This is a genomic window from Streptomyces physcomitrii, from assembly GCF_012273655.1.
Classification (GTDB): domain Bacteria; phylum Actinomycetota; class Actinomycetes; order Streptomycetales; family Streptomycetaceae; genus Streptomyces; species Streptomyces physcomitrii.
In genome coordinates this window covers 135,450-160,600 of record NZ_JAAWWP010000006.1, presented here as the reverse complement: position 1 = coordinate 160,600, position 25,151 = coordinate 135,450, and the positions used below count along the sequence as shown (strand labels likewise).

The following is a 25,151-nucleotide window of genomic DNA, read 5'->3' as shown; positions in this document are numbered from 1 at the left end:
GCCGGAGCACACGCGGGGTGCGGGCCCTGGCCGTCGGTTGATCCACCGCGCCCGGACACCGCTAGAGTGGCGCCCCGTGGCAGCACGACCCTTGCACGACATCGTCGAAACCGGCTGGGCGAAGGCCCTGGAGCCCGTCGCCGGGAGGATCGCCGCGATGGGCGACTTCCTGCGCGCCGAGATCGCCGCGGGCCGGACCTATCTCCCGGCGGGACAGCATGTCCTGCGCGCCTTTCAGCAACCCTTCGAGGACGTACGGGTGCTGATTGTCGGTCAGGACCCCTACCCCACACCGGGACATGCCGTCGGGCTCTCCTTCTCGGTGGCCCCGGAGGTCAGACCCCTGCCCGGCAGCCTGATCAACATCTTCCGGGAGCTGGAGGCCGACCTCGGCCACCGGGTGCCGGCCAGCGGCGACCTCACCCCCTGGAGCGAGCAGGGCGTCCTGCTGCTCAACAGGGCGCTGACCACCGCGCCGCGCCGCCCGGCCGCACACCGCGGCAAGGGCTGGGAGGAGGTCACCGAGCAGGCCATCCGGGCGCTCGCGGAGCGGGGCGGGCCCCTGGTCTCCGTCCTGTGGGGGCGGGACGCGCGCAATCTGCGCCCGCTGCTCGGGGACCTGCCGTCCATCGAGTCCTCGCACCCCTCGCCGATGTCCGCGGATCGCGGCTTCTTCGGCTCCCGCCCGTTCAGCCGCGTCAACGACCTGCTCGCCCGCCAGGGCGCCGATCCCGTCGACTGGCGGCTCTCATGACCGCCCCCGGTCCGCGCTGGGTGCTCGGCGTCGACTCGGGCGGATCGGGACTGCGGGCCGCTCTCGCCGCGGACGACGGCAGCCGCAGCGAGCCGCTGCGCACCTCGGTCCCGGTGCGCACCGCCGCGGCGGGCATCGACGCCGGGCACCTCCTGGAGCTGCTGCTGCCGCTCAGCGGCGCGCTCCTGGAACGGGCGGGCGCCGGGCAGCTCAGCGCGGTGGCCGTCGGCGCGGCCGGGATGGCGAGCCTCGGGGACGATCTGCGGGCCGTGCTCCCGGCCGCCGTACGGCGGGAGTTCGGCACCGGGCGGCTGGTCCTCGCCGCGGACGCCGTGACCGCCTACACCGGCGCGCTCGGGCTCGGCGCCGGGGCGGTGCTCGCCGCGGGCACCGGCATGATCGCGCTCGGCACCGACCTCACCCGCTGGCGGCGGGCCGACGGCTGGGGCCATCTGCTCGGCGACTGCGGCGGCGGCGCCTGGATCGGCCGTGCGGGCCTGGAGGCGGCGATGCGCGCCCACGACGGGCGCCGCGGCGGTTCCCCGGCCCTCCTGGAACGCGCCGAGGCGGTCTTCGGACCCGCGCCCGAACTGCCCGGCAAGCTCTACCCGCGTACCGACCGGCCCGCCGCCCTGGCCTCCTTCGCGCCCGAGGTCGCCGCCTGCGCCGCCGCCGACTCGGTCTCCGCCGCCATCCTCGACACCGCCGCGCTGCACTTGGCGGAGGCCGCGGCGGCGGTGACACCGGAGGAGGCGCCCAGCGAGCGCCCGCACCCCGAACTCGCCCTCACCGGCGGCCTGTTCCGCCTCGGCGAACCCCTCCTCGCCCCACTGCGCGCCCACGTGGCCGAACTCCTGCCGCAGGTGCGCCTGGTCCCCGCGGCGGGCGACCCGCTGGAGGGCGCCCTGCGACTCGCCCTCGGAGCCGCCGCCGGAGACCTTGCGCTGCCCCGGGACGGGCGGATGCTCTGGGTGGCCGGGGCCTGAGCCCGGGCGCCGCCGAACCGGTCCCGGTGGCGGCGTGAAACCCGCCCGCGGTGGTACGCGGGCGGCCCTCGCGCGCCCGGCCGATGCCGCGCGCCCCCTCATGACCAAAGCGCCAGGGGACGTACCCACTCCCCTTGCAAAGGAAATAACGGGCATATGCCGCGCACCCGTACCCTCCCCGAACAAGAGCGGCCGGTCAGCCAGTAGCATGCGGCGCCATGAGCTCCCCCACTGGGCCCTCCAACGGCCTGCCCGTACGAATGCCGCGACCCCGCCAGCCCGGTCGGCACCGCCGCCCGGAACCCGTGGTGGCGCCCGAGGGCGCGCCCTCCTTCGTCCTCGCGGTGCCGGGGACGCCGAGCGCGGCCACCCGGAGTCTCGCCGAGGAGGTCGTGAGCATCGCGCGCTCCGAGCTGCCCGGACTCGACGCGCGGATCGGGTACCTCGACGGTGACGACGCGGAGTTCCCGACGCTGCAGACGGTGCTCGCGCAGACCGCGCAGGAGCGCACCGCGCGCTGGGAACTGGCCCGCGCCGCCGGTTCCGAGGAGCCGGCGCCCGACGGCCCCGTCGCGGTCGTGGTGCCGCTGCTCGCGGGTCCTGACGGCGCGCTGCTCCGCCGGATCCGGCAGGCGGTCAACGACAGCCGTACGGCCGCCGAGCTGACCGAGGTGCTCGGCCCGCACCCGCTGCTCGCCGAGGCGCTGCACGTACGCCTCTCCGAGGCCGGTCTCGCGCGGGCCGACCGGGCGCGGCTGTTCACCGTGGCCACGGCCGCCGACGGCATCATCCTCGCCTCGGTGGGCGGCGAGGACGCGGCCCAGGCGGCCGGTATCACCGGCATGCTCCTGGCCGCCCGGCTCGCGGTGCCGGTGATGGCCGCGGCGCTCGACCAGGAGGGCTCGATCGCGGCGACCGCGGAGCAGCTGCGCTCCTCGGGCTCGGCGCAGCTGGCGCTCGCCCCGTACCTGATCGGACCCGAGATCGACGAGAGCCTGCTGACCTCGGCGGCCACCGAGGCGGGCTGCGGTACGGCCGAGCCGCTCGGCGCCTACCCGGCCATCGGCAAGCTGGCGCTGCAGAAGTACGCGACGGCGCTGGGCATCACGCCCCAGCAGCCGACGGGCGCGCCCAGCCACTGACGGCGGGGCAGCGCGCGGCCGAAGGGCCCCTTGCCGCCGGGATCAGGTGATCCGGCCGGGAAGGGGCCCTTCGCGCTCCGTTCCGCCGTTTCCCGGTCGCGGAGAAAGCCGGGCCCGGCCCACCCGGCCCGGCTCAGCTCAGCTCAGCTCAGCTCAGCTCAGCCGAAGATCACACAAGACGGTGCGGGAGTGTCCAGGGACCCGCCGTGCTGCGGTACTCCGCTGTCCTGGTCGACGGTGAACCAGGCGACGTTTCCCGAGCGTTCGTTGGCGGTGTAGAGGTGGCGGCCGGAGGGCGAGAGCGCCAGTTCGCGCGGCCAGTGCCCGCCGCAGGGGACGGTGCCGACCAGCGAGAGGCGCTCGCCGTCGGCCGAGACGTTGAAGAGCGAGATCACGTCCTCGCCCCGGGTGGACACCCACAGGAACCGCCCGTCCGGCGCGACCACCACCTCGGAGGCCAGCGCGTCCCCGGCGGGCGCGTGCGGCAGCAGGGCGGCCTCGCCGAGCGGTTGCAGGCGGCCCCCGGCGGCGTCCCAGCGGCAGACGGTGAGGCTCGGGGTGAGTTCGTTGACCACGTAGACGATCTCCCCGGCCGGATGGAAGGCCAGGTGGCGCGGGCCCGAGCCGGGGCGCAGCGCGGTCTCCCGGTGCGGCAGCGGCGCACCGGCCGCGTCGAGGGTGAAGACGTGGACGGAGTCGGTGCCGAGGTCGACGCCGAGCGCCCAGCGCCCGCCGGGGGCGGCCACCACCTGGTGGGCGTGCGGCCCCTGCTGGCGCTGCGGGTGCGGGCCGGAGCCCTCGTGCCGGAGCACCCCGGAGACCTCGGGGCCGAGGGTGCCCTCGGCGGTCAGCGGCACCGCCGAGACGCTGCCCGAGACGTAGTTGGCGGTCAGCAGATACCCGGCGTAGCGGGTGAGGTGGGTGGGGCCGCTGCCGTGGACCGGCACCGGGCGTCCGGCCGCTTCGAGCCCCCCGGTGCGGAAGGCGGCCACCGCGCCCGCCTCGGTCTCGCTGACGGCGTACAGCAGTCCGCCCTCGGCCGAGAGCGCGAGGTACGAGGGGTCGGCCACCTCGTCGGTGGTGGCGAGGACGGTGAGCGCGCCGGTCTCCCGGTCGACGGCCGCCTTGGTGATGCCCGCGCCGCCCGCCGTGGTGAACGACCCGATGTAGGCGTGCCCGCCCTGTTCCTCGCCCGCTGCCACGGCAGCCCCTTCCGCTCGCCTGCTTCCGGGGGCCGACGCTAACAGCGGGCCGGGCCCGGGGCCGTGCCGTTCACGCCCGGTCGGGTGGGTCCGGGTTCAGGAGCGCGGGGCGGTGAGCAGCGGTGTCGCCAGCTCGGAGAGGGCCTTCTCCAGTCCGTGCAGATGGACCAGGGCGGTGTCGCCGCCGGCGCCCTGGCGCGTCTCGCGGGCCTCGGTGACCGCGCGGTCGAGCCCCGTCTCACCGGCGGTGAGGGCCTCGGCGGCCGCCTCCACGCGCCAGCAGGCGGCGGTCAGCCGGACGTCGTGCGAGGCGACCGGGTCGGCGGAGACGGCGACCAGGCCGCGCACCTCGCGGGCGCAGTCGTCGAGGAGCGCGATGACCTGGCGGGCCCGGGCCTTGCGGGCGCGGAAGGGGCTCAGCGGGTGGACGAGCGGGGCGAGCGCGAGGCGTACCCGGCCGAGGAGGAGTTCCAGCTCGGCGGCGTGCGGGGCCGGGTCGGCGGCGGGGTCGTGGGAGAGCCGGGCGGTCGCCGCGGCCGTGGCGGCGTGTACGCAGCCGAGGGCGCGCCGGATCCAGGCGTGGTTGGTGGCGTGGGTGGTCACGGGCAGGACGAGCAGTACGGCGAGCCCGGCGGCCACCGCGCCCACCGCGGTCTCGACGAGGCGGAGCACCAGCAGGTGGTGGTCGAGCACCCCGAGCAGCCCGTAGAGCAGACCGGCCATGACGGTGACCGCGAGCATCATCCAGGAGTACGAGACGGCGGCGGTGTAGAAGATCCCGAAGACGCAGAGGGCGACCAGGGCCGCGCTCGGGGCCGGTGCGCCGTGCAGCGGTACGGCGACGAGCAGGCCGACGGCGATGCCGATCACGGTGCCGAGGACCCGGCGGAAGCCGCGGACCAGCGTCTCACCCCGGGAGGCCGTGTTGACGAAGGTCCACCAGACGGTGCCCACGGCCCAGTACCAGCGCTCCTCGGAGAAGGCCTGGCCGAGGGCGAGCGCGACCGCGCAGGCCGCGGTGGCCTGGAAGGCCTGCCGGGTGGTGGGCCGCGCCAGGCCGGTGCCGGGCAGGGCGGGCGGCGCCGCGGCGGGCGGGGTGCGCCGCTCGACGGGCCAGAGCAGGAAGCGCACGGTTCCGGCGGCGAGCAGGGCGAGGCCGATGGCGGCGTACAGCTCGGGCAGTTGGGCGGGGACGGCGTGCAGGAACTGCGCCATGAAGAAGTTCATGAAGGCGAAGATCCCGAGCGCGTGGCCGCGCGGTCCCCAGCGGCGGGCGTAGACCCCGCAGAAGACGACGGCGAGGAAGGCGAGGTCCCGGGCCGTGGCGAGTCCGTGCAGGGCGGTGGCCAGCGCGAGCACCGGGAATCCGGCGGCGGGCAGCAGCGCGGTGGTCGTGCGCTGGGCCCCGGCGCTCGCGTCCTGGACGGTGAAGAGCGCGAGCAGCGCGGCCAGTCCCGCGGTGATCGAGGCGATCAGGGAGAAGCCGCTCAGCTCGGAGACGCAGACGGCGGCGCCGACGCCGAGGACCGCGCGGACCGAGGTCCGCAGCCTCAGGCGCCCCGGGTCCGGAGCCACGAACATCCTCTTCACGGCGGTCTGCCGCCCCCTTCGACGTCGGTGGCGCGCCTGCCGTGGCCGGGATGGGGCGGGCAGGCACGACGAGGGCGCCACGGGCCGGAGGCTTCGTCGCCGTCCGGCGCTCTACGCGGCGCCCTGATGAGTACGTGCTGGGGCCACAGATAGCACCCCGGGACCCGTTGGCTCAACAGGAGCCCTGAAGAGTGGGCCATTGGCTCAATCTGCCCTTGCCCTGGGGGTCGTTCGGCCGACCAGGCCAGCACCATCCGGCCGGTCGGACGGTTCGTGTGGAGGCCTGCCCCACACCCCGGACCACGCGTGACCGGCGCGCCACCGAGAGTGCCGTTATGGATTCGTGACAACTCGGGCCGGGGTCATGCGCTCTACGGAGGAGTGACCGGACGACCCCGCTCGGCGGTCGGCGCCGTTTCGTACCGAGGGACAGCAGGCATGAGGCAGCAGCAGAACAGGCACGGACGCGAGAACCCCCGCTCCGGCGGGCTGACCCGGCGGGGGCTGCTCGGCGCCGGGACCGCCGGGCTCGCGGCGGCCGGGACGTACGCCTTCGCGCGCCATGCCAGGGACGGCACCCTCTCCTCGGGGACCACGCCCGGCACCTCGGGGGACGGCGGCCCCGAGGCCTCGCCGAGCGAGGACGCGCCGCGCCTGATAGGCGACGGCTCGACGGCCGACACCGGGGAGCAGCCGGGGCGCACCGCCATGAAGGCGCTGGCGAAGGGCGAGCGTCCGCCGCAGTTCGTGGTGCTCTCCTGGGACGGGGCGGGCGCCCTCGACGACGGGCTCTTCGGCCGGTTCCGGAAGTTGGCGCGGGAGATCGACGCGCATATGACCTTCTTCCTCTCCGGGATCTATCTGCTGCCCGAGTCGAGGAAGGACCGCTACCGGCCGCCGAACAATCCGGTCGGGGCCTCCGACATCGGTTATCTCAGCGACGCCCATATCAAGGAGACGCTGCGGCAGGTGCGTTCGGCGTGGCTGGAGGGTCATGAGATCGGCACGCATTTCAACGGGCATTTCTGCTCGGGCAGCGGTTCGGTGGCGCACTGGACGCCCGAGATGTGGCGCAGCGAGATAGCGCAGGCGACCTCCTTCGTCACCGAATGGAGGACCCACACCGGATTCACCGACGGGGAACCGCTGCCCTTCGACTACCGCAAGGAACTCGTCGGCGGCCGCACCCCCTGCCTGCTCGGCCAGCGCAATCTGCTGCCGACCGCGCGGCGGCTCGGCTGGCGCTACGACGCCAGTTCCACCGGCGGCACCCAGGTGTGGCCCGGCACACTGGACGGGCTGTGGAACTTCCCGCTCCAGGCGGTGCCCTTCCCCGGGCACGACTTCGAAGTGCTCACGATGGACTACAACATGATGGCCAACCAGTCGGGGAATTCGACCAACGGCCGGCTCGGCTCCCGTGCCCGCTGGCGGGAAGAGGCCCGCGGCGCCTATCGCGCGGGTTTCCGGCGCGCCTACGAGGGAAACCGTGCCCCGCTGTTCATCGGCAACCATTTCGAGACCTGGAACGGCGGTATCTACATGGACGCCGTCGAGCTCTTCCTCAAAGACATCGCGGACACTCCCGAGGTCCGCTTCGTCTCCTTCCGGGAGATGTGCGACTGGCTGGAGGCGCAGAGTGCGACGGTGCTGGCCGGGCTGCGTACCCTCGGCGTGGGCCAGGGGCCGGACGGCGGCTGGAAGAGCGTCACCGGCGGATGAGCGCGGTCGACGGCGACTGCCCGGCGCGGCGGGGAGGACAGGGCGTACGCGTGGTGGAATCGACCGAAGCGGCGGCACTCTTCGAGGAGTTCTACGCGCGGCTGGCCGGCTGGTGCCGCTCCCTGGTGGGCAGTGAGGCGCTGGCCCACGACATCGCGAGCGAGGCCTTCACCCGGCTCTGGTCGCGCTGGGGCCGGGTGGACGAGCCGCGGGCGTACCTCTACACGATCGCCTCGAACCTGATCAAGGACCACTGGCGGCGCACGGAGCGCGAACGGCGCACGCTCCAGCGCATCGGCAGCACCACGGAGGAGGCGCAGTCCCCCGCCGACAGCGCCACCGACATCCGGGACCTGGTCCAGTCGCTGCCGAAGCGGCTGCGGACCCCCGTCCTGCTCCACTACTACGCCGACCTACCGGTGCTCCGGATCGCGGAGGTCCTCGGCCGCAGCAGCGGCAGCGTCAAGACCGACCTCCACCGCGCACGACAGCTGCTGCGAGCGGAATTGAGGGACATCCATGACATCTCCTGAGGACCCCCGCGACCTGCCCGGGCCGGACCGCTCCCCCTTGGGCCCCGGAGCCGAGCAGGAGGAATCCGCCGGGATCCGGGCGGCCTTCGCCCGTCCTTCGACCCCGCTGCCGCCCCCGCCGGGTGCCTTCGCCCGGATCCGCCGCCGGGCCGCGGCGCGCCGCAGGCGCCGGGTGCTCACCGTCGCCGTGGTGGCCTGCGGGGCGGCTCTCGCCACGGTCACGGTGCCCGCCGGGTTCCTCACCGACAGGCTGGGCACCCTCTCCGACCACCTCGGCTCCGGGGGCGACGGCACCGGACCGCCCGCCGAGCACGTCGTCCCCGCCAGCGACGCGCCCGCCACCGGCCGCAGCCCGCAGAGCCCCCGGGAGTCCTCCGCCGGCCCCACCCGGACGCCCGCGCCCCGCCCCTCGGACATCTCGGGACCGCCGGAGGCCGAGGCCACGGAAACGGCGGCCCCGAAGACCCCGCAGTGCTCCGGCGCGCTCCTCACCCTGAGCCGTCAGCGCTCCGAACAGGCCGCCGGTTCGCGGTACCTGACCCTCCGCCTGGTGAACACGGACGGCCCGGCGTGCACCACCCGGGGCTTCCCCGGTGTCTCCCTGGCCAAGGGGCCGGACGGCGCCCGGGTGGGCAGCCCCGCGGAGCGCAGCGGCGGGCCCGGCGGGCGGATCACCCTGGCGCGGGGCGAGGCGGCGAGCTTCGTCGTACAGCTGGCGGACACCGGGAACTACGAGAAGGAGAGGTGCCGGCCGGGCGGGGCCGAGAGCCTGCGGGTGTACCTGCCCGGGCGGCGCGAGTCGGTCCTCCTCGACGTGGACGGGCTGCGCACCTGCACGGCGAAGGGGTACCGAACGCTCCATGTCACCGCGCTCACCCGGTCCTGAGCAGGGCGGCGGGGCCGACCGGTGAGAGGATTTCCGTCGGCACGCCGGGACCCGGCAGGCCCGAACGCGAGTACGTGAGGAAGAGCGACGCCATGGACACCGACACGACGCGCCCGTACGGGGCCGCCGAGGACCGCTACGCGACGATGGACTACCGGCGCACCGGCCGCAGCGGGCTGAAGCTGCCCGCCGTCTCGCTGGGGCTGTGGCACAACTTCGGCGACGACCGGGCCCTGGAGAACCAGCGGGCGATCCTGCGCCGCGCCTTCGACCTGGGCGTGACCCACTTCGACCTCGCCAACAACTACGGTCCCCCGCCCGGCTCGGCGGAACTCAACTTCGGCAAGCTCTTCGCCCAGGACTTCGCCCCGTACCGCGATCAGCTGGTGCTCTCCACCAAGGCGGGCTATCTGATGCACCCCGGGCCCTACGGCGAGTGGGGCTCGCGCAAGTACCTGCTCTCCTCGCTGGACGCCTCGCTGCGGCGGATGGGCGTCGACTACGTCGACATCTTCTACTCGCACCGCTTCGACGCCGAGACCCCGCTGGAGGAGACGATGGGCGCGCTCGCCTCCGCGGTGCAGCAGGGCAAGGCCCTCTACGTGGGCGTCTCCTCCTACACCGCGGAGCAGACCGCCGAGGCGGTACGGATCCTGCGGGATCTCGGCGTGCGGCCGCTGATCCACCAGCCCTCGTACTCGATGCTCAACCGCTGGATCGAGGACGACGGACTGCTCGGCGTCCTGGAGGAGTCGGGCATGGGCTGCATCGCCTTCGCCCCGCTCGCCCAGGGGCTGCTGACCGGCAAGTACCTCGACGGGATCCCGGAGGGCTCGCGCGCGACGCAGGGCAAGTCCCTGGACCCGGGGCTGCTCGACGAGGACACCGTGGGCCGGCTGCGCGGGCTCGCGGGGGTCGCCGAGCGGCGCGGCCAGAAGCTCTCGCAGCTGGCCCTGAACTGGGTGCTGCGCGACAGCCGGGTGACCTCCGCCCTGATCGGCGCCTCCAGCGTGCAGCAGCTGGAGGAGAACCTCGCGGCGCTGAGCGCCCCGCCGCTGACCGCCGCCGAACTCGACGAGATCGACGGCTTCGCGGTCAGCAAGGAGGGCGTGAACATCTGGGCCGCGCGGTCCTGAGCCGTCGCCCACGCGGTCAGGACCCCGGCGCCCCCGGCAGGGAGAACGGCGCCGCGGGTCCCGACCCGGCGCCACCCGGCGCTCCGCGGCGCCCTCGACGGGGCCACGGCGGAGGTCCGTCGGCCGGTGGCACCGCAGATAGCCGCGCCCGCTGTGCCCATGGGCACGGTCACCCCCCTGCCGCCCGCCCCCCGAGGAGCCAACGGAACATGCCCGTGGACGCGCTGGACACCCGGATCCTTCGCCTGCTGCTCGAACAGCCCCGCACCTCGGTACGCGAGTACGCCCGCATCCTGGGCATCGCCCGGGGGACCCTCCAGGCGCGGCTCGACCGGATGGAGCGGGAGGGCGTCATCACCGCGGGCGGGCCCGCGCTCTCCCCGGCGGCCCTCGGGCATCCGGTGCTCGCCTTCGTGCACATCGAGGTCACCCAGGGGCACCTCGACGCGGTGGGCAACGCCCTCGCCGAGGTGCCGGAGATCATCGAGGCGCACTCCATCGCGGGCGGCGGGGACCTGCTCACCCGCGTGGTGGCCCGGGACAACGGTCATCTGGAAGACGTGATCCAGCAGTTGATCAGCATGCAGGGAGTGGTCCGCACCCGTACCGAGGTCGCCCTGCGCGAGCGTGTGCCGCGGCGGCTGCTGCCCCTGGTGACGGCGATCGGGCGGGCGGCCTCGGCGCCGGGGCGCGGCGGTGAGAGTGCTCAGCCCTCGCCGCCCTCCGGCTGAAGCCGCAGCAGATAGGTGTCCATGATCCAGCCGTGCCGGGCGCGGGCCTCGGCGCGCAGGCGCGTGATGCGCTCGGCGACCTCGTCCAGCGGCCCGACCACCAGGATCTCGTCCGGGGTGCCGAGATAGGCACCCCAGTAGATCCAGACGCCCTCGCCCGTGAGCCGGGTGTAGGCCTCCTGGGCGTCGAGCATGACCACCAGGTCGCCGTCGTCGTTCGGGAAGTCCTCGGCCAGCCGCCGCCCGGGGGTGAGACGGACCGGGCGGCCGACCCGGTTGAGGGTGATCCGGTGGCGCGCGGCGAGCGCCGAGACGCTGCTGATGCCGGGGACCACCTCGTGGTCGAAGTCCACCGTGCCGCGGGCGCGGATGTCCTCCAGGACCGCGAGGGTGCTGTCGTAGAGGGCCGGGTCGCCCCAGACCAGGAAGGCGCCGGTGCCGCCGGGGGCGAGTTCCTCCCGGATCAGCCGCTCGCAGACGTCGGCCCGGCGCCGCCGCCAGTCGTGCACCGCCGAGGTGTAGCCCGCGCGGTCCTCCTGCTCGCGGTCCCGCCAGGGGTCGGCCGCCTCGACGATCCGGTAAGGGCCGCTGAGGTGCTCGTCGAGGATGTCGCGGCGCAGCCGGGTCAGCGACTCCTTCTCCCGGCCCTTGCCGAGAACGAAGAAGACCTCGGCCCGGCGCATCGCCTTCACCGCGGCGAGGGTGAGGTGGTCGGGGTCGCCGGCGCCCATGCCGATGACGAGGATGCGGCGTTCTCGCGTGCTCATGCTCTCCCTCGGGCCCGCCACCGCGCGGCGGCACGGCCTCGGCTCGCTGTCTTCCCTGGCCGGTCGGCCTCCCATCCAAGCATCCGCGGTGGGCGGCAGCGGGCCCGCGGTCCCCGCACAAGTCACTGGCCGCGCCGCGTACGGGAGTTGTAGCGTGCGGCCATGACGACGCACCGAAAGGTCCATGCCGCGTAGGCGCCCTTCCGCCCTGCGGGGCGAGACTCCCGTACGGCGCCCCCGTCGGCGCCGGTTCCCTTCCGTCGGCCCGGTCTCCGGATCCTGTGTCGCGGCCCTGTGCCGCCTGGAGCGGACCCGGCTGTGGCCGGAGGCGACCGCCGAGGCCCTCTGGCACTGGCGGGCCCTGGCCCACGGACCGCTGCGCCGGGTGGCGGATCCCCCCTTCGGCGCCCCGAGTTGCGGCATCCCGGAGTGCGGCTGCGACCCCGGCCACTTCCGCGACCGGCTGGAACTCGTGCTCCACCTGCTGCCCCGCAAGAGCGCCCGCGAGCTGCGCGCACTGCTCCGGCCGCTCGACGAGAAGATCCTGGCCAGGGCCCGGATCATCCGCGCGGACGGCCCGGACGACCCCTGGTGGCGGGGGCAGCGGTGAGCATCCGCCGCCCTCGGGCGGGCCGCGGCCGGAAAACACGTCCGGGGCCGGGCCGGGGTGGACTTACTAGGACGTCCAACTATATGTTCGTGGCCAAGGCCCGCGGTGTCAGGGAAGCCGGTGCGATTCCGGCGCGGTCCCGCCACTGTGACCGGGGAGTTCGTCCTCGCAGGACACGCCACTGACGGAGAGATCCGCCGGGAAGGCAAGGGGACGCGCGCTGATCCGGGAGTCAGGATACCGGCCGCGGGATGTTCCGTGTTTCCACGAGGATGGAGCAGACACGCATGGCACCGGTCCGTCCACACGACCTGGGTGATCCGACTCGGCACGCGCGACTGCGCGCCGCCTGACGGCACTTCGTCTCCGCGTCTTCCCGGCCGACCACGGCCGCGCGCTGCCGCGCGCGCCGCCGGTCCGCCCTGCCATCCCCCGGATCCCACCTGACGAGAGCAGGCTTTCCATGGTCCGTGAACTGACCCATTTCATCGGCGGCGAGCACACCCCGGGAACCTCGGGCGCGTACGGCGATGTCTACGACCCCAACACCGGCGAGGTGCAGGCCAGGGTGCCGCTGGCCGGCCGCGCCGAGACCGGGGCGGCCGTCGCGGACGCCGCCGAGGCGCAGCGCGAGTGGGGCGAGTGGAACCCGCAGCGCCGCGCCCGGGTCCTGCTGCGCTTCCTCCAACTCGTCGAGGGCGAACGGGAGTCGCTGGCCCGGCTGCTCTCCGCCGAGCACGGCAAGACCGTCGCGGACGCGCACGGCGACCTCGCGCGCGGCCTCGACGTGGTGGAGTTCGCCGCGGGCATCCCGCACCTGCTCAAGGGCGAGTTCACCGACAACGCCGGAGCCGGGATCGACGTCCACTCGCTGCGGCGCCCGCTCGGCGTGATCGCGGGCATCACCCCCTTCAACTTCCCCGCGATGATCCCGCTGTGGCAGGCGGCGCCCGCCCTGGCCTGCGGCAACTCCTTCGTCCTCAAGCCCTCCGAGCGCGACCCCTCGGTGCCGCTGCGGCTCGCGGAGCTCTTCCTGGAGGCGGGTCTGCCGCCGGGCGTCCTCAATGTCGTCAACGGCGGCAAGGAGGCCGTGGACACCCTCCTCGCGGACCCGCGCGTCCAGGCGCTCGGCTTCGTCGGCTCCACGCCGATCGCCGCGCACATCTACGCCACCGCCGCCGCGCACGGCAAGCGGGCGCAGTGCTTCGGCGGCGCCAAGAACCACCTGATCGTGATGCCCGACGCGGACCTCGACCAGGCCGTGGACGCGCTGGTCGGCGCGGGCTACGGCTCGGCGGGCGAGCGGTGCATGGCGATCTCGGTGGCGGTGCCGGTCGGCGAGGAGACCGCCGAGGCACTGGTCGCCCGCCTCAAGGAGCGGATCGGCTCCCTGCGCATCGGCCGCAGCGACGACCCGGCGGCGGACTTCGGCCCGCTGATCGGCCGGGACGCCGTCGACCGGGTCCGCGGCCATGTGGACCTCGGTGTCCAGGAGGGCGCCGAACTCGTCGTGGACGGACGGGACTTCACGCTCAAGGGGCACGAGGGCGGCTTCTTCGCCGGGGCCTCGCTCTTCGACCGGGTCACCCCGGCGATGCGGATCTACCAGGAGGAGATCTTCGGCCCGGTCCTCTCGGTGGTCCGCGCCGCCGACTACGAGGAGGCCCTGCGGCTGCCCACCGAGCACGCCTACGGCAACGGCGTCGCGCTCTTCACCCGGGACGGCGACACGGCCCGCGACTTCACCCGGCGGGTGGACACCGGCATGGTCGGCGTCAACGTGCCGATCCCGGTGCCGGTGGCCTACCACACCTTCGGCGGCTGGAAGCGGTCCGGCTTCGGCGACCTGGGGCAGCACGGCCCGGACGCGGTCCGCTTCTGCACCCGTACCAAGACCGTCACCTCGCGCTGGCCTTCCGGGGCCAAGGAGGGCGCGAGCTTCACCATCCCGACCATGGGGTGACGGCATGACCACTCTCCTCAACGAGGACCAACTCGCCGTCGTCGAAACCACCTTGGACTTCGCCCGCGAGCATCTCGCCCCGGGCGCCCTCGGCTGGGACCAGGACAAGCACTTCCCCGTCGACGTGCTCCGCAAGGCCGCGGCTCTCGGCCTCGGCGGGGTCTACGTCCGCGAGGACCTGGGCGGTTCGGGGCTCTTCCGCGCCGACGGGGTGCTCATCTTCGAGGCGCTGGCCACCGGCTGCCCCTCGATCGCGGGCTACCTCTCCATCCACAACATGGTCGGCTGGATGATCGACCGCTACGGCTCCCCCGCCCAGCGGGCCCGCTTCCTGCCCGCGCTGTGCGCCATGGAGCAGCTCGGCAGCTACTGCCTCACCGAACCGGGCGCGGGCTCCGACGCCGCCGCCCTGCGCACCCGCGCGGTGCGCGACGGGGACCACTGGGTGCTGACCGGGGTGAAGCAGTTCATCTCCGGGGCGGGCGCCTCCCAGGTGTACGTGGTCATGGCGCGTACCGGCGCGGACGGACCCGGCGGGATCTCGGCCTTCCTCGTCGAACGCGACGACCCCGGCCTCTCCTTCGGCCCGAACGAACGCAAGATGGGCTGGAACGCCCAGCCCACCCGGCAGGTCCTGCTCGACGGGGTGCGGCTGCCCGCCGACCGGCTGCTCGGGCCGGAGGGCGGCGGCTTCCGGATCGCCATGAACGGCCTCAACGGCGGCCGCCTCGGCATCGCCGCCTGCTCGCTCGGCGGCGCGCAGAACGCCCTGGACCGGGGCCTGGCCCATCTGCGCGACCGGGAGGCCTTCGGCGCCACCCTGCTGGACGCCCAGGCCCTGCAGTTCCGGCTCGCCGACATGGCCACCGAACTCGCCGCCGCCCGGGCCCTCGTACGGCAGGCCGCGGACGCCCTCGACCAGGGCACCGCGGACGCCCCGCAGCTGTGCGCCATGGCCAAGCGCTTCGCCACCGACACCGGCTTCTCCGTCGCCGACCGGGCGCTGCAACTGCACGGCGGCTACGGCTACTTGGCCGAGTACGGGGTGGAGAAGATCGTCCGGGACCTGCGGGTCCACCAGATCCTGGAAGGGACCAACGAGATCATGCGCGTCATCGTCGCCCGGAGCCTGACGGGAGCACGCGGATGAGCGAGCCCACCGAGGCCCCGGTGCGGGCCTGGATCGAGGACGGCCTCGGCCGCCTCGTCCTGAACCGGCCGCGGGCCCTGAATGCCCTGACCCACGAGATGGTCGAACTGCTCGCCGCCGCCCTCGACGACTGGGAGCACGACCCGGCGGTCGGGGCAGTCGTCCTGAGCGGCGCCGGGGAGCGCGGGCTCTGCGCGGGCGGCGACATCCGCGCCATCCACGAGGACGCCCGCACCGGCGGCGGGCAGGCCTCGACCGCCTTCTGGCGCGCCGAATACCGCCTCAACGCCCGGATCGCGCGCTATCCCAAGCCGTACGTCGCCCTGATGGACGGCATCGTGATGGGCGGCGGCGTCGGGGTCTCCGCGCACGGCAGCGTCCGCATCGTCACCGAGCGCTCCAAGGTGGCCATGCCGGAGACCGGGATCGGCTTCGTCCCGGACGTCGGCGGCACCTATCTGCTCGCCCTGGCACCCGGCGAGCTGGGCACCCATCTCGCCCTCACCGGGGCGGCATTGGGCGCACGGGACGCGCTGGTCTGCGGACTCGCCGACCACTTCGTGCCCTCCGCACGGCTCCCGGCCTTCCTCGACGCGCTGCGCGGGGGCTCAGTGGCGGAGGCGGTCCGCGCCCAGGTGGGCGAGGCCCCGCCCGGGCAGCTGGAGGAGCAGCGCGAGTGGATCGACCACTGCTACGCCGCGGACACGGTCGAGGAGATCCTGGACCGGCTGCTCGCGAGCGGAGCCCCGGCCGCCGGACAGGCCGCGGCGACCCTGCTCACCAAGTCCCCCACCGCGCTCAAGGTCACTCTGGCCGCCCTGCGCCGCGCCCGTGGACTCGGGCCGCTGGAGCGGGTGCTGGAGCAGGAGTACCGGGTCTCCTCGGCGGCGCTCTCCTCCCCCGACCTGGTGGAGGGCATCCGTGCCCAGGTGATCGACAAGGACCGCGATCCGCGCTGGTCCCCGGCCACCCTCACCGAGGTGACCGAGGAGCTGGTGGCGCGGTTCTTCGCCCCGCTCGGTGCGGGCGAACTCGCCCTCGCCGCCGACGACTTCCCTCAGGAGGTGCCCTGGTGACCACGACCGTCGCCTTCCTCGGCCTCGGCCACATGGGCGGCCCCATGGCCGCCAACCTCGTCAAAGCCGGGCACAGCGTGCTCGGTTACGACCCCGTCCCCGAGGCACTGGCCGCCGCGGCCGGGGCCGGGGTCGAGCCCGCCGCCTCCGCGACCGCCGCCGCGGCAGAGGCCGAGGTGGTGCTCACCATGCTGCCCGCCGGGCGCCAGGTCCTCGCCCTCTACGGCGAGGGCGGTCTGCTCGCCGCGGCGCGGCCCGGCACCCTCTTCGTCGACTGCTCGACCATCGACGTCGCCGACTCCCGCGCCGCCCACCGGGCCGCGGTCGGCGCGGGGCACCGGGCCCTGGACGCCCCGGTCTCCGGCGGGGTGACGGGCGCCGAGGCGGCCACCCTCACCTTCATGGCGGGCGGCGGCGAGGCCGAGTTCGCCGCGGCCGAGCCGCTGCTCGCGGCCATGGGCCGCAAGGTGGTGCACTGCGGCGGCGCGGGCGCCGGTCAGGCCGCCAAGATCTGCAACAACATGATCCTCGGCATCTCGATGATCGCGGTCAGCGAGGCCTTCGTCCTCGCCGACAGCCTCGGCCTCTCCGACCGGGCCCTCTTCGACGTGGCCTCGGCCGCCTCCGGCCAGTGCTGGGCGCTGACCGTCAACTGCCCGGTGCCCGGGCCGGTTCCGGGCAGCCCGGCCAACCGCGACTACCGGCCGGGCTTCGCCGCACCGCTGATGGCCAAGGACCTCGGCCTCGCCGCCGACGCCGCCCGCGCGGGCGGGGTCGACACCGAACTCGGCCTGCGGGCAGCGGCCTTGTACGCGGCCTACGCCGAAGGCGAGGGCGCCGACCGGGACTTCTCCGGGATCGTCCGGTCCATCCGGGCCCGGTCCGCCGCCGGACCCGCGCGGCGCCCCGGCGGACAGGCCGGCCCCGTTCAGCCCGACCCCCAACATCACGACGAGAAGGACGAGTTGACATGAGCGAGCCCTACGAGACGATCCTCGTCGAACGCAAGGGCCGCACCGCCCTGCTCACCCTGAACCGCCCCGAGGCGCTGAACGCGCTCAACCTCCGGGTGATGGAGGAGGTCGTGGCGGCGACCCGGGAGCTGGACCGGGACCCGGAGGTCGGCTGCCTGGTCCTCACCGGCTCCGCGAAGGCCTTCGCGGCCGGGGCGGACATCAAGGAGATGGAGCCGCGGCAGTACCTGGACATGTACCTCAGCGACTGGTTCGCCGCCTGGGACCGGCTCGGGCAGCTGCGCACCCCGACCGTCGCCGCGGTGAGCGGCTACGCGCTGGGCGGCGGCTGCGAGTTGGCCATGCTCTGCGATGTGCTGCTCGCCGCCGACACCGCCGTCTTCGGCCAGCCGGAGATCAAGCTCGGGGTGATCCCGGGCATCGGCGGCTCCCAGCGGCTGACCCGCGCCGTCGGCAAGGCCAAGGCGATGGAGCTGTGCCTGACCGGCCGGACCATGGACGCCGAGGAGGCCGAACGCGCCGGTCTCGTCTCCCGGATCGTGCCCGCCGGGGAACTCCTCGCCGAGGCGCTCGCGGTCGCGGAGACCATCGCGGGCATGTCCGCCCCGGTGGCGATGATGGCCAAGGAGGCGGTGAACCGCTCCTTCGAGACCACCCTCGCCGAGGGCGTGCGCTTCGAACGCCGCCTGTTCCACGCGGTGTTCGCGACCGCCGACCAGAAGGAGGGCATGCGGGCCTTCAGCGAGAAGCGCCCGCCGGAGTTCCGGCACGGCTGAGCACGAACGCCCGGCGGGGGCAGGTGACTTCCGCCGGGCACCGCGAGGCTCCCGCGCGCCGGGCCCGCCGGGCGCGGTCCCGGCGCACCGTCACCCCTCCCGGTCCGGTGCGCCGCCGGGCCACCCCATCAGCAGCGCCCGGTGCACCCGCAGCACCGTCCCCTCCAGCTCCGGGAGGGCGGCGGTGCGCCGGGCGCGCACCTCCACCGCGACGAGTTCGTGCAGGGCGCCGATGACCGCGGTGTAGGCGGCGTCCGGGGCCTCGGCCCAGTCGGGGTGGCCGGTGCGCGCCGCCTCGTACCAGCGGCGGGTCAGCTCGGCGAAGCGGCGGTGCGCGGCGGCGAAGCGCTCCAGGGCGGCGGGCCCGGCGGCCAGCCCCTCGACCAGGAAGACCCGGGCGAACTCCGGTTCCCCGGCGAGGAATCGGAGGTAGGCGCCGAGTCCGGCCCGCAGCGGCGCCAGCGGTTCGGGGGCCTCTCCCACCGCCGCCACCGCCTCGGCGACGCGGCGGAACATCAGGGCGACACCGAGGTCGGCGGCGGCCAGGAAACAGGCCTGCTTGTCCGCGAAGTGCGCGTAGAAGGCCTTGCGGGAGACCCGTGCGCGGCGGACCACGTCCGCGATCATGACCGCCGGGTAGCCCTGCTCGGCGGTCGCCGCGATCATGGCGCGTACCAGCCGGTCCCGCTGCGCGGATCCCACTTCCTCGCTGCTCAGGCTGCTGCGGCCGCGGGGCAGCCCTGGCCGGTTCTCATGAGTGCGGCCGAGCGAGCCGAGGGGCTGTTCGCTCGGGCCGGATGCCGGGTCGTTGTGCATATCTTCAGAAGTACCCTAGAGTTTCTTTGAGTTGGAGCGGCCGCCCCGACAGGACTCTACGTGCGTGAGCCGGCCCCAGGAGGCCCCGTGAGCAGGCGAGGAAAGAGCACCTTCCGCAGGATGAACGCCCTTGTGCTGGGCCTGGTGACCGTGGCCGCGGGGGCGGTGGTCCCGCTCGCGGTGGTCGGCGGCGCCTCGACCGCCGACGCCGCCCTGCGCAAGCGGGTCGACACCGACTACACGCTGCTGCGCCGCGCCCCGCGCTCCTATGTGATCGGCACGGCCTACCGGGACTGGACCGTGGACGTCCACGGGGAGCAGGACGCCGGCTACCGCTGGGCCCGCGTGCACGGCGACCTCGACAACTGCCTGTGGATCTACTCGGGCGCGCTCTCCGGGGACGCCGCGCAGGCCGACAGCTGCGGCGCGGCGGCGACCATGCCGGTCGAGCAGTTCACCAACGGCCAGATCGGCGGCAGCGACACCGACGGCGCGAGCGTGGCGACCGTGGCCGGTGCCGCCTGCGCCACCTGGGACGGCAGTCACATCCGCGGCTACGGCAACGTACGCCCCTGGGAGGTCCCGAGCGCGCCCAGCGCCCCGGTGGACGGACAGGTGGCGGTGGGGCAGACCGTGCAGTGGCGCTATGTCTCCCGGGACGGCCGGTGGGTGATGGTCCGCGACCCGCGGGCGGGCGACACCGAGGGCGTCGGCCGACAGGGCTGGTACTTCGTCCCGCGCGACTGCCTGCCCGCCCAGCTCCCCTCATGACCCGGGGCGGGCGCCGCCCGCTCCACCGGGGCGAGCAGCGCCCCGGCCACCCGTCCCGTACCGCCGTCAGGAGTGCCGCAGCACCGTGAACATCCTCGCCTCTCTTCTCGTGGGCCTCGTGGCCGCACTCCATCTGTACTTCCTGGTCCTGGAGATGTTCCTCTGGCGCACCCCGCGCGGTCGCGCGGTCTTCGGCACCACGGAGGAGTTCGCCGAGCAGAGCGCCGCGCTCGCCGCCAACCAGGGCCTGTACAACGGCTTTCTCACCGCGGGCCTGGTCTGGGCGCTGCTGGCCTCCGGGGGCCCGGGCGGCGAGGGCTTCGCCCCGGCGGTCTTCTTCCTCGGCTGCGTGCTGGTCGCCGGGGCGTACGGCGCGGCCACCGTCTCCCGGCGCATCCTGGCGGTGCAGGCGCTCCCGGCCGCCCTGGGGCTCGGCGCCGTCCTCCTCGCGCACTGAACCGCCCGCGGGCTCCGGTACCCGCGGGCGGTCCGACTCCCTTGCCGTCTCAGCAGATACGCGGCAGTTGCTCGCCGATCGGGAGGTCCACCACCCGGGTGCCGCCGAGCGCGGTACGGACCGTGACCATGCCCGGATGCGCCTTTACGCACTCACCGATGGCCGCCGCCCCGGCGCCCAGCGGATGCGCCCGCATCGCGGCCAGTACGGCCTCGGCGTGGGCCGGGGGCACGAAGGCGACCAGCTTGCCCTCGTTGGCGACGTACATCGGGTCCAGGCCCAGGATGGCGCAGGCATTGGCCACTTCGGGCGGCACCGGGATGTCCCGCTCGCGCAGCGTTACCCCGACCGAGGCCGCCACGGCGATCTCGCCGAGAGCACTGGCGAGCCCGCCGCGGGTGGGGTCCCGCAGCACATGGATGTCGGGGGTGACGGCGAGCATGGCCTCGACGAGGGAGCCGAGGGCGGCGCAGTCGCTCTTGACGCCCACCCCGAACTCCAGCCCCTCGCGCACGCTCAGCACGGCGACCCCGTGCTCGCCGATCGGACCGCTGACGAGCACCACATCGCCCGGGGTGGCGCGCTGCGGGCGGATGTCGACGCCCTGAGGGATGAGCCCGATGCCGGAGGTGTTGAGGTAGATCCCGTCCCCGCGGCCCGCCTCGACGACCTTGGTGTCCCCGGTGGCGACCTCGACGCCCGCCGTGCGTGCGGCGGCGCCCAGCGCCTCGGCGACCCGCGCCACCACCGCCATCTCGACGCCCTCCTCCAGGATGAACCCGCAGGAGAGGTAGGCGGCGCGGGCCCCGCTCATGGCGAGGTCGTTGACCGTGCCGTTGACGGCGAGGTCGCCGATGCTGCCGCCGGGGAAGAACAGCGGCCGTACCACGAAGGAGTCGGTGGAGAACGCGAGGCGGGCGCCGCCCAGTTCGACGGCGGCCGAGTCGGCGAGCGAGGAGAGCACCCGGCCCCCGAAGGCGGGGGCGAAGACATGCTCGACGAGTTCGGCCGACAGCGCACCGCCGCCGCCGTGCCCCATCACGATGCGCTCCTGGTCGCGCAGCGGCGCGGGGCAGGTCCAGCCGGAGAAGTCCGGTGCGGCCGGGGCGACTTGGGCCAGGTCGGTGGTCTCAGACAACGGGGCTCGCCTCCAGGGGTGCGGGCGTACCGCCGAGGCGGCGGTACAAGTAGTAGGCGGCGCAGGCTCCTTCGCTGGAGACCATGGTCGCGCCCAGGGGATTGCGGGGGGTGCAGGTGGTGCCGAAGGCCTCGCACTCGTGCGGTTTGAGGAGCCCTTGCAGCACCTCGCCGCTGCGGCACTCGGCGGGTTCGGTGGTGGTGATGCCGGTGACCGAGAAGCGGTACTCGGCGTCGAACTCCCGGTAGTGCGGGGCGAGTCGCCAGCCGCTGGCCGGGATCACACCGATGCCGCGCCAGCCTCGGTCGGTCACCTCGAAGATGTCCTCCAGCATCGCCCGGGCCGCCTTGTTGCCCTCGGCCCGCACCGCGCGCGGGTAGGCGTTCTCGACCCGGTGCTCGCCGCGCTCCAGCTGCCGCACCGCGCGCCGCACGCCCTCCAGGATGTCCAGCGGCTCGAACCCGGTGACCACGATGGGGACTTGATGGCGCTCGGCCAGCTCCGGGTACTCCTCGGTGCCCATCACGCTGCACACGTGCCCGGCGGCGAGGAAGGCCTGCACCCGGCAGTCCGCCGACTGCATGATGGCCTCGACGGCCGGGGGCACCCGCACATGCGAGACGAGCAGGCTGAAGTTGCGGATACCGAGCCGCCTGGCCTGATGGACCGTCATGGCGTTGGGCGGGGCGGTGGTCTCGAAACCGATGCCGAAGAAGACGACCTCGCGGTCGGGGTTGTCCTGGGCGATCTTCAGCGCGTCGAGCGGCGAGTAGACGATCCGTACGTCGCCGCCCCGGGAGCGGACCTGGAAGAGGTCGCGGCCGGTGCCGGGCACCCTCAGCATGTCCCCGAAGGAGCAGAAGATCACCCCGGGCCGGGAGGCGATCTCCAGCGCCTTGTCGATGAGTTCGAGCGGGGTCACGCACACCGGGCAGCCGGGCCCGTGGATCAACTCGATCTCCTCGGGCAGGAGTTGGTCGATCCCGTGCCGGATGATGGAGTGCGTCTGGCCGCCGCAGACCTCCATCAGGGCCCAGGGGCGGGTGACGGTGGCGTGGATGTCGTCGAGCAGGCGTTTCGCCAGCTCCGGGTTCTGGAACTCGTCGATGTACTTCACTGCTGCGCCTCCTGCGGTGCGTGCGCCGTGCCCGCTACCGGCGGGACCTCTTCTCCCGCCCAGGCCGCCGCCTCCCAGGGGTCGCCGAACTCCTCCTGGAGCAGCCCGAGGTCCTCGAAGAGGGCGAGGGTCCGGCGGGCCGACTCCTCGTCCAGGCGCTGCAGCGCGAATCCGACGTGCACGATGGTGTATTCGCCGACCTGGAGGTCCGGCAGGTATTCCAGGCAGACGTCCTTCACCACGCCGCCGAAGTCGACACTCGCCATGCGGGTGCCGTCCCGTTCCTCGATCTCCAGGACTTTGCCGGGTACCGCCAGGCACATGGGCTTTCTCCTCGTTCTGCTGTCACGGTCTGGGTGGTGCGAGGTGCGGGGTCCGTACCGCCGTACGGGTGCCGCCGCGTGGCGGGCGCGGGTGGTTCCGGTCAGGGCCGGGGGCCGCCGCCCGGTGCCGGGGCCGCCGCATGGGCGGCGACCATCAACTGGCCGAGGGCGAGCCCGCCGTCGCCCGGTGGGACGAGCCGGTGCCGCAGCACCGTGAAGCCGTCCGCGCGCAGCGCCCGGGTGCAGGCCCCGAGCAGTACCGCGTTGGCGAAGACTCCTCCGGTCAGCGCCACCGCCTCGACGCCGTGCTCCTCGCGCGCCCGCCCGCAGACGCGGCGCACGAGCCCGGCCAGGGACTGGTGGAAGCGCGCCGCGACCAGCTCCCGCGGCACCCCCGCCCGCAGTTCGGCCACCACGGCGGCGAGTACCGGCCCGGGGTCCGCCCGCAGCGCGGCTCCCGCCTGCCCGGTCAGGCCGAACTCGTAGGCGCCGTCGACCGGTCGGCCCCAGGAGACCGCGGCGGCCTCCAGCTCCAGGGCGGCCTGCGCCTCGTATCCGGCGTGCTGGCAGATCCCGGCGAGCGAGGAGACCGCGTCGAAGAGGCGGCCCATGCTGGAGGTGGGCACGCAGTTGATCCCGCGCTCCAACTGCCTTGCGAGCAGCGGTAGTTGCTCCGGCGGGCAGGCCGCGACCGAGGGCAGCCCCGGGTCCCAGGGCAGGCCCGCCGCCCGGAGGTGGGCCAGGGCCATCCGCCAGGGGTGGCGTACGGCCGCGTCCCCGCCCGGCAGGGGCACGTACCGCAGATGGGCGAAGCGCAGGAAGCCGGTGTAGTCGGCGAGCAAAAACTCGCCGCCCCAGACGGCACCGTCCTCGCCGTAGCCGGTGCCGTCGAAGGCGAGGCCCAACACCCGTGTGCTGCCGTCGAGTTGGTTCTCCGCCAGCACCGAGGCGATATGTGCGTGGTGGTGCTGCACCTGGTGCAGCGGCCGCCCCTCGGCGGCGCCGCGGGCCCAGCGGGCGGAGCGGTAGCCGGGGTGGCGGTCGGCGGCGAGCAGTTCGGGCGCGACCCCGGTCAGGGAGGCCAACTGCCGCTCGGCACGGCCGAAGGCGGCGAGGGTGGCCAGGTCGTCCATGTCGCCGATGTGCGCGGAGAGCCAGGCCCGGCGGCCCGCGCCCAGACAGAAGGTGTTCTTGAGGTCGCCGCCGACCGCGAGGGCCGGGGCGACGGGCAGCGGAAGCGGCACCGGCAGCGGTGCGTAGCCGCGGGAGCGGCGCAGCGGCAGTTCCTCGCCCGCGCACACCCGCACCACCGAGTCGTCGCAGGGCACATGGATGGGCCGGTCGTGGCCGAGCAGCGCGTCGGCGAGCGGACCGAGCCGCTCCCGCGCCTCGTCCTCGCCGGTGACGATGGGCTCGCCGCCGAGGTTGCCGCTGGTCATCACGAGCAGCCGAGGTCCCGGTGGATCCCCGGGCAGCCCGAGCAGCAGATGGTGCAGCGGGGTGTAGGGGAGCATCACCCCGAGGTCGGCGCTGCCGGGGGCGACCGCCGCCGAGAGCGCCGGGTGCGGTCCGGTGCCGGTCCTGCGCAGCAGCACGACGGGGCGGATGCCGCCGGTGAGCAGGGCGCGTTCGGCCGCGTCCGGGCTGACCAGGCCCGCGAGGTCGTCGAGGCTGCGGGCCATGACGGCGAAGGGCTTGCCGCCGCGGGCCTTGCGCTCCCGCAGCAGCCGCACGCTCGCCTCGTTCCCGGCGTCGCAGGCGAGGTGGTAGCCGCCGAGCCCCTTCACGGCGACGATCGCGCCGTCCGCGAGCAGCCGCCGCGCCTCGGCCACCGGATCGGTGCGCACCTCGGTCCAGGACTCCCCCGCCGCCCCCTCCCCCGCCGGGCCGTCGCCGCGTACGAGCAGCCGCAGCCGGGGCCCGCAGTCGTGGCAGGCGACGGGCTGGGCGTGGAAGCGGCGGTCGGCGGGGTCCGTGTACTCCGCCGCGCACCGGGCGCACATCGGGAAGCCGGCCATGGTGGTGTGGGCGCGGTCGTAGGGCAGCCCGGTGACGATCGTGAAGCGGGGGCCGCAGTTGGTGCAGGTGATGAAGGGGTGGCGGTGGCGCCGGTCACCGGGGTCGCGGAGCTCGGCGAGGCAGTCCTCGCAGGTGGCGGTGTCCGGGGAGACCAGGGTGCGCGCGGGGCCGCCGGTGCGGGAGGCGGTGATCCGGAATCCGGCGCCGCCCTCGGCGGCCAGATCCTGATGGCTGACGGATTCGACCCGGGCCAGCGGGGGCGCCTCCGGACCGATGCGCGCGCGGAAGGCGGCGACCGCCTCGGCGCTGCCCTCGACCTCGGCGAGCACTCCGTCCCCGGTGTTCGTGACGTGCCCGGAGAGCCCGAGCCGCCCGGCGAGCGCGAAGACATACGGGCGGAAGCCGACCCCCTGGACGACTCCGCGGACCAGGACACGGCTGCGCCGCACTCCCGAAGGCGGGCCCTCGGCGACCGTCTGGGCCGGTTCTCCTGTCATGGCGGTTCGTCGCGC

General features: G+C 74.4%; 24 protein-coding genes and 1 riboswitch. Of the genes, 16 read left to right on the top strand and 8 right to left on the bottom strand.

The annotated features are described in order from the left end of the window. Positions 1-76 precede the first annotated feature (76 nt). From HFV08_RS12365 to HFV08_RS12355, 3 genes are all read left to right on the top strand, one after another. Positions 77-754 carry a uracil-DNA glycosylase gene (locus tag HFV08_RS12365; RefSeq protein ID WP_168538816.1) on the top strand — a complete coding sequence of 226 codons (678 nt, stop codon included), beginning with the start codon at positions 77-79 and terminating at the stop codon, positions 752-754. Beyond that, entirely contained in the window at positions 751-1,740 is a 990-nt protein-coding gene (locus HFV08_RS12360; protein ID WP_168538814.1) for an N-acetylglucosamine kinase, read from the top strand. Before HFV08_RS12365 ends, HFV08_RS12360 begins: the two co-directional genes overlap by 4 nt. A gap of 218 nt (positions 1,741-1,958) precedes the next feature. Next, positions 1,959-2,882 (top strand): sirohydrochlorin chelatase, encoded by a 924-nt coding sequence (locus HFV08_RS12355; protein WP_168538812.1) that lies wholly within the window; start codon positions 1,959-1,961, stop codon positions 2,880-2,882. Between the two features lie 158 nt (positions 2,883-3,040). On the opposite strand, the gene HFV08_RS12350 is transcribed toward HFV08_RS12355, so the two are convergent. Both HFV08_RS12350 and HFV08_RS12345 read right to left on the bottom strand, forming a co-directional pair. Further along, complete coding sequence (locus HFV08_RS12350) at positions 3,041-4,084, bottom strand: lactonase family protein (RefSeq protein ID WP_168538810.1); 1,044 nt, start codon at positions 4,082-4,084, stop codon at positions 3,041-3,043. Between the two features lie 96 nt (positions 4,085-4,180). Then, a complete protein-coding gene (locus tag HFV08_RS12345) occupies positions 4,181-5,665 on the bottom strand; it encodes an FUSC family protein (RefSeq protein WP_168538808.1) in 1,485 nt (494 codons plus the stop codon). A gap of 447 nt (positions 5,666-6,112) precedes the next feature. On the opposite strand from HFV08_RS12345, the gene HFV08_RS12340 reads away from it, so the two are divergent. From HFV08_RS12340 to HFV08_RS12320, 5 genes are all read left to right on the top strand, one after another. Beyond that, positions 6,113-7,396: a polysaccharide deacetylase family protein gene (locus HFV08_RS12340; protein WP_168538806.1), complete on the top strand. Its 1,284-nt coding sequence runs from the start codon at positions 6,113-6,115 to the stop codon at positions 7,394-7,396. 50 nt (positions 7,397-7,446) lie between these two features. After that, entirely contained in the window at positions 7,447-7,929 is a 483-nt protein-coding gene (locus HFV08_RS12335) for an RNA polymerase sigma factor (protein WP_376770609.1), read from the top strand. Further along, positions 7,916-8,815, top strand: a complete 900-nt coding sequence (locus HFV08_RS12330) for a DUF4232 domain-containing protein (protein WP_168538802.1) — start codon at positions 7,916-7,918, stop codon at positions 8,813-8,815. Before HFV08_RS12335 ends, HFV08_RS12330 begins: the two co-directional genes overlap by 14 nt. A gap of 92 nt (positions 8,816-8,907) precedes the next feature. Next, positions 8,908-9,951: an L-glyceraldehyde 3-phosphate reductase gene (gene mgrA, locus HFV08_RS12325; protein WP_168538800.1), complete on the top strand. Its 1,044-nt coding sequence runs from the start codon at positions 8,908-8,910 to the stop codon at positions 9,949-9,951. 209 nt (positions 9,952-10,160) lie between these two features. After that, on the top strand, positions 10,161-10,682 hold the full coding sequence (locus HFV08_RS12320; protein ID WP_168538798.1) for an Lrp/AsnC family transcriptional regulator: 522 nt from the start codon (positions 10,161-10,163) through the stop codon (positions 10,680-10,682). Here HFV08_RS12320 and cobF read toward each other — a convergent pair. Next, positions 10,658-11,449 carry a precorrin-6A synthase (deacetylating) gene (cobF, locus tag HFV08_RS12315; protein ID WP_168538796.1) on the bottom strand — a complete coding sequence of 264 codons (792 nt, stop codon included), beginning with the start codon at positions 11,447-11,449 and terminating at the stop codon, positions 10,658-10,660. The two genes, HFV08_RS12320 and cobF, sit on opposite strands and share 25 nt — an antisense overlap. 184 nt (positions 11,450-11,633) lie before the next feature. On the opposite strand from cobF, the gene HFV08_RS12310 reads away from it, so the two are divergent. The 6 genes from HFV08_RS12310 (at position 11,634) to HFV08_RS12285 (ending at position 17,998) form a co-directional block, all read left to right on the top strand. After that, positions 11,634-12,059 carry a hypothetical protein gene (locus HFV08_RS12310; RefSeq protein WP_168538794.1) on the top strand — a complete coding sequence of 142 codons (426 nt, stop codon included), beginning with the start codon at positions 11,634-11,636 and terminating at the stop codon, positions 12,057-12,059. A gap of 86 nt (positions 12,060-12,145) precedes the next feature. Beyond that, a riboswitch (cobalamin riboswitch) is annotated at positions 12,146-12,322 on the top strand. 200 nt (positions 12,323-12,522) lie between these two features. After that, positions 12,523-14,022: a CoA-acylating methylmalonate-semialdehyde dehydrogenase gene (locus HFV08_RS12305; protein WP_168538792.1), complete on the top strand. Its 1,500-nt coding sequence runs from the start codon at positions 12,523-12,525 to the stop codon at positions 14,020-14,022. A 4-nt stretch (positions 14,023-14,026) separates the two neighbouring features. Then, positions 14,027-15,172: an acyl-CoA dehydrogenase family protein gene (locus tag HFV08_RS12300; RefSeq protein WP_168538790.1), complete on the top strand. Its 1,146-nt coding sequence runs from the start codon at positions 14,027-14,029 to the stop codon at positions 15,170-15,172. Continuing rightward, entirely contained in the window at positions 15,169-16,248 is a 1,080-nt protein-coding gene (locus tag HFV08_RS12295; protein WP_168538788.1) for an enoyl-CoA hydratase/isomerase family protein, read from the top strand. Before HFV08_RS12300 ends, HFV08_RS12295 begins: the two co-directional genes overlap by 4 nt. Then, a complete protein-coding gene (mmsB, locus tag HFV08_RS12290; RefSeq protein ID WP_168538786.1) occupies positions 16,245-17,222 on the top strand; it encodes a 3-hydroxyisobutyrate dehydrogenase in 978 nt (325 codons plus the stop codon). Before HFV08_RS12295 ends, mmsB begins: the two co-directional genes overlap by 4 nt. Continuing rightward, a complete protein-coding gene (locus HFV08_RS12285; RefSeq protein ID WP_168538784.1) occupies positions 17,219-17,998 on the top strand; it encodes an enoyl-CoA hydratase in 780 nt (259 codons plus the stop codon). Before mmsB ends, HFV08_RS12285 begins: the two co-directional genes overlap by 4 nt. 90 nt (positions 17,999-18,088) lie before the next feature. Here HFV08_RS12285 and HFV08_RS12280 read toward each other — a convergent pair whose 3' ends face one another. Further along, a complete protein-coding gene (locus tag HFV08_RS12280) occupies positions 18,089-18,814 on the bottom strand; it encodes a TetR/AcrR family transcriptional regulator (RefSeq protein ID WP_168538782.1) in 726 nt (241 codons plus the stop codon). A gap of 87 nt (positions 18,815-18,901) precedes the next feature. Between HFV08_RS12280 and HFV08_RS12275 the strand changes: the two genes are divergently transcribed. After that, a complete protein-coding gene (locus HFV08_RS12275) occupies positions 18,902-19,585 on the top strand; it encodes a hypothetical protein (RefSeq protein ID WP_168538780.1) in 684 nt (227 codons plus the stop codon). Between the two features lie 85 nt (positions 19,586-19,670). Continuing rightward, a complete protein-coding gene (locus HFV08_RS12270; protein ID WP_168538778.1) occupies positions 19,671-20,042 on the top strand; it encodes a DUF1304 domain-containing protein in 372 nt (123 codons plus the stop codon). A gap of 49 nt (positions 20,043-20,091) precedes the next feature. Here HFV08_RS12270 and hypE read toward each other — a convergent pair whose 3' ends face one another. The 4 genes from hypE to hypF form a co-directional block, all read right to left on the bottom strand. Further along, positions 20,092-21,180, bottom strand: a complete 1,089-nt coding sequence (hypE, locus tag HFV08_RS12265; protein ID WP_168538776.1) for a hydrogenase expression/formation protein HypE — start codon at positions 21,178-21,180, stop codon at positions 20,092-20,094. Beyond that, positions 21,173-22,297: a hydrogenase formation protein HypD gene (gene hypD / locus HFV08_RS12260; protein ID WP_168538774.1), complete on the bottom strand. Its 1,125-nt coding sequence runs from the start codon at positions 22,295-22,297 to the stop codon at positions 21,173-21,175. The genes hypE and hypD overlap by 8 nt, the downstream gene beginning before the upstream one ends. After that, positions 22,294-22,620 carry a HypC/HybG/HupF family hydrogenase formation chaperone gene (locus HFV08_RS12255; protein ID WP_168538772.1) on the bottom strand — a complete coding sequence of 109 codons (327 nt, stop codon included), beginning with the start codon at positions 22,618-22,620 and terminating at the stop codon, positions 22,294-22,296. The genes hypD and HFV08_RS12255 overlap by 4 nt, the downstream gene beginning before the upstream one ends. Before the next feature lie 101 nt (positions 22,621-22,721). Further along, positions 22,722-25,136 (bottom strand): carbamoyltransferase HypF, encoded by a 2,415-nt coding sequence (gene hypF / locus HFV08_RS12250; RefSeq protein WP_168538770.1) that lies wholly within the window; start codon positions 25,134-25,136, stop codon positions 22,722-22,724. Positions 25,137-25,151 lie beyond the last annotated feature (15 nt).

What these genes read in the sequence shown, in the direction of transcription:
- HFV08_RS12285 (WP_168538784.1), top strand. Translation starts at nt 17,219, where the DNA reads ATGAGCGAGCCCTACGAGACGATCCTCGTCGAACGCAAGGGCCGCACC.
- HFV08_RS12310 (WP_168538794.1), top strand. Translation starts at nt 11,634, where the DNA reads ATGCCGCGTAGGCGCCCTTCCGCCCTGCGGGGCGAGACTCCCGTACGG.
- HFV08_RS12300 (WP_168538790.1), top strand. Translation starts at nt 14,027, where the DNA reads ATGACCACTCTCCTCAACGAGGACCAACTCGCCGTCGTCGAAACCACC.
- hypF (WP_168538770.1), bottom strand. Translation starts at nt 25,136, where the DNA reads ATGACAGGAGAACCGGCCCAGACGGTCGCCGAGGGCCCGCCTTCGGGA.
- HFV08_RS12340 (WP_168538806.1), top strand. Translation starts at nt 6,113, where the DNA reads ATGAGGCAGCAGCAGAACAGGCACGGACGCGAGAACCCCCGCTCCGGC.
- HFV08_RS12355 (WP_168538812.1), top strand. Translation starts at nt 1,959, where the DNA reads ATGAGCTCCCCCACTGGGCCCTCCAACGGCCTGCCCGTACGAATGCCG.
- HFV08_RS12305 (WP_168538792.1), top strand. Translation starts at nt 12,523, where the DNA reads ATGGTCCGTGAACTGACCCATTTCATCGGCGGCGAGCACACCCCGGGA.
- HFV08_RS12345 (WP_168538808.1), bottom strand. Translation starts at nt 5,665, where the DNA reads ATGTTCGTGGCTCCGGACCCGGGGCGCCTGAGGCTGCGGACCTCGGTC.
- HFV08_RS12360 (WP_168538814.1), top strand. Translation starts at nt 751, where the DNA reads ATGACCGCCCCCGGTCCGCGCTGGGTGCTCGGCGTCGACTCGGGCGGA.
- cobF (WP_168538796.1), bottom strand. Translation starts at nt 11,449, where the DNA reads ATGAGCACGCGAGAACGCCGCATCCTCGTCATCGGCATGGGCGCCGGC.
- HFV08_RS12330 (WP_168538802.1), top strand. Translation starts at nt 7,916, where the DNA reads ATGACATCTCCTGAGGACCCCCGCGACCTGCCCGGGCCGGACCGCTCC.
- HFV08_RS12320 (WP_168538798.1), top strand. Translation starts at nt 10,161, where the DNA reads ATGCCCGTGGACGCGCTGGACACCCGGATCCTTCGCCTGCTGCTCGAA.
- mgrA (WP_168538800.1), top strand. Translation starts at nt 8,908, where the DNA reads ATGGACACCGACACGACGCGCCCGTACGGGGCCGCCGAGGACCGCTAC.
- HFV08_RS12255 (WP_168538772.1), bottom strand. Translation starts at nt 22,620, where the DNA reads ATGTGCCTGGCGGTACCCGGCAAAGTCCTGGAGATCGAGGAACGGGAC.
- HFV08_RS12295 (WP_168538788.1), top strand. Translation starts at nt 15,169, where the DNA reads ATGAGCGAGCCCACCGAGGCCCCGGTGCGGGCCTGGATCGAGGACGGC.
- HFV08_RS12280 (WP_168538782.1), bottom strand. Translation starts at nt 18,814, where the DNA reads ATGCACAACGACCCGGCATCCGGCCCGAGCGAACAGCCCCTCGGCTCG.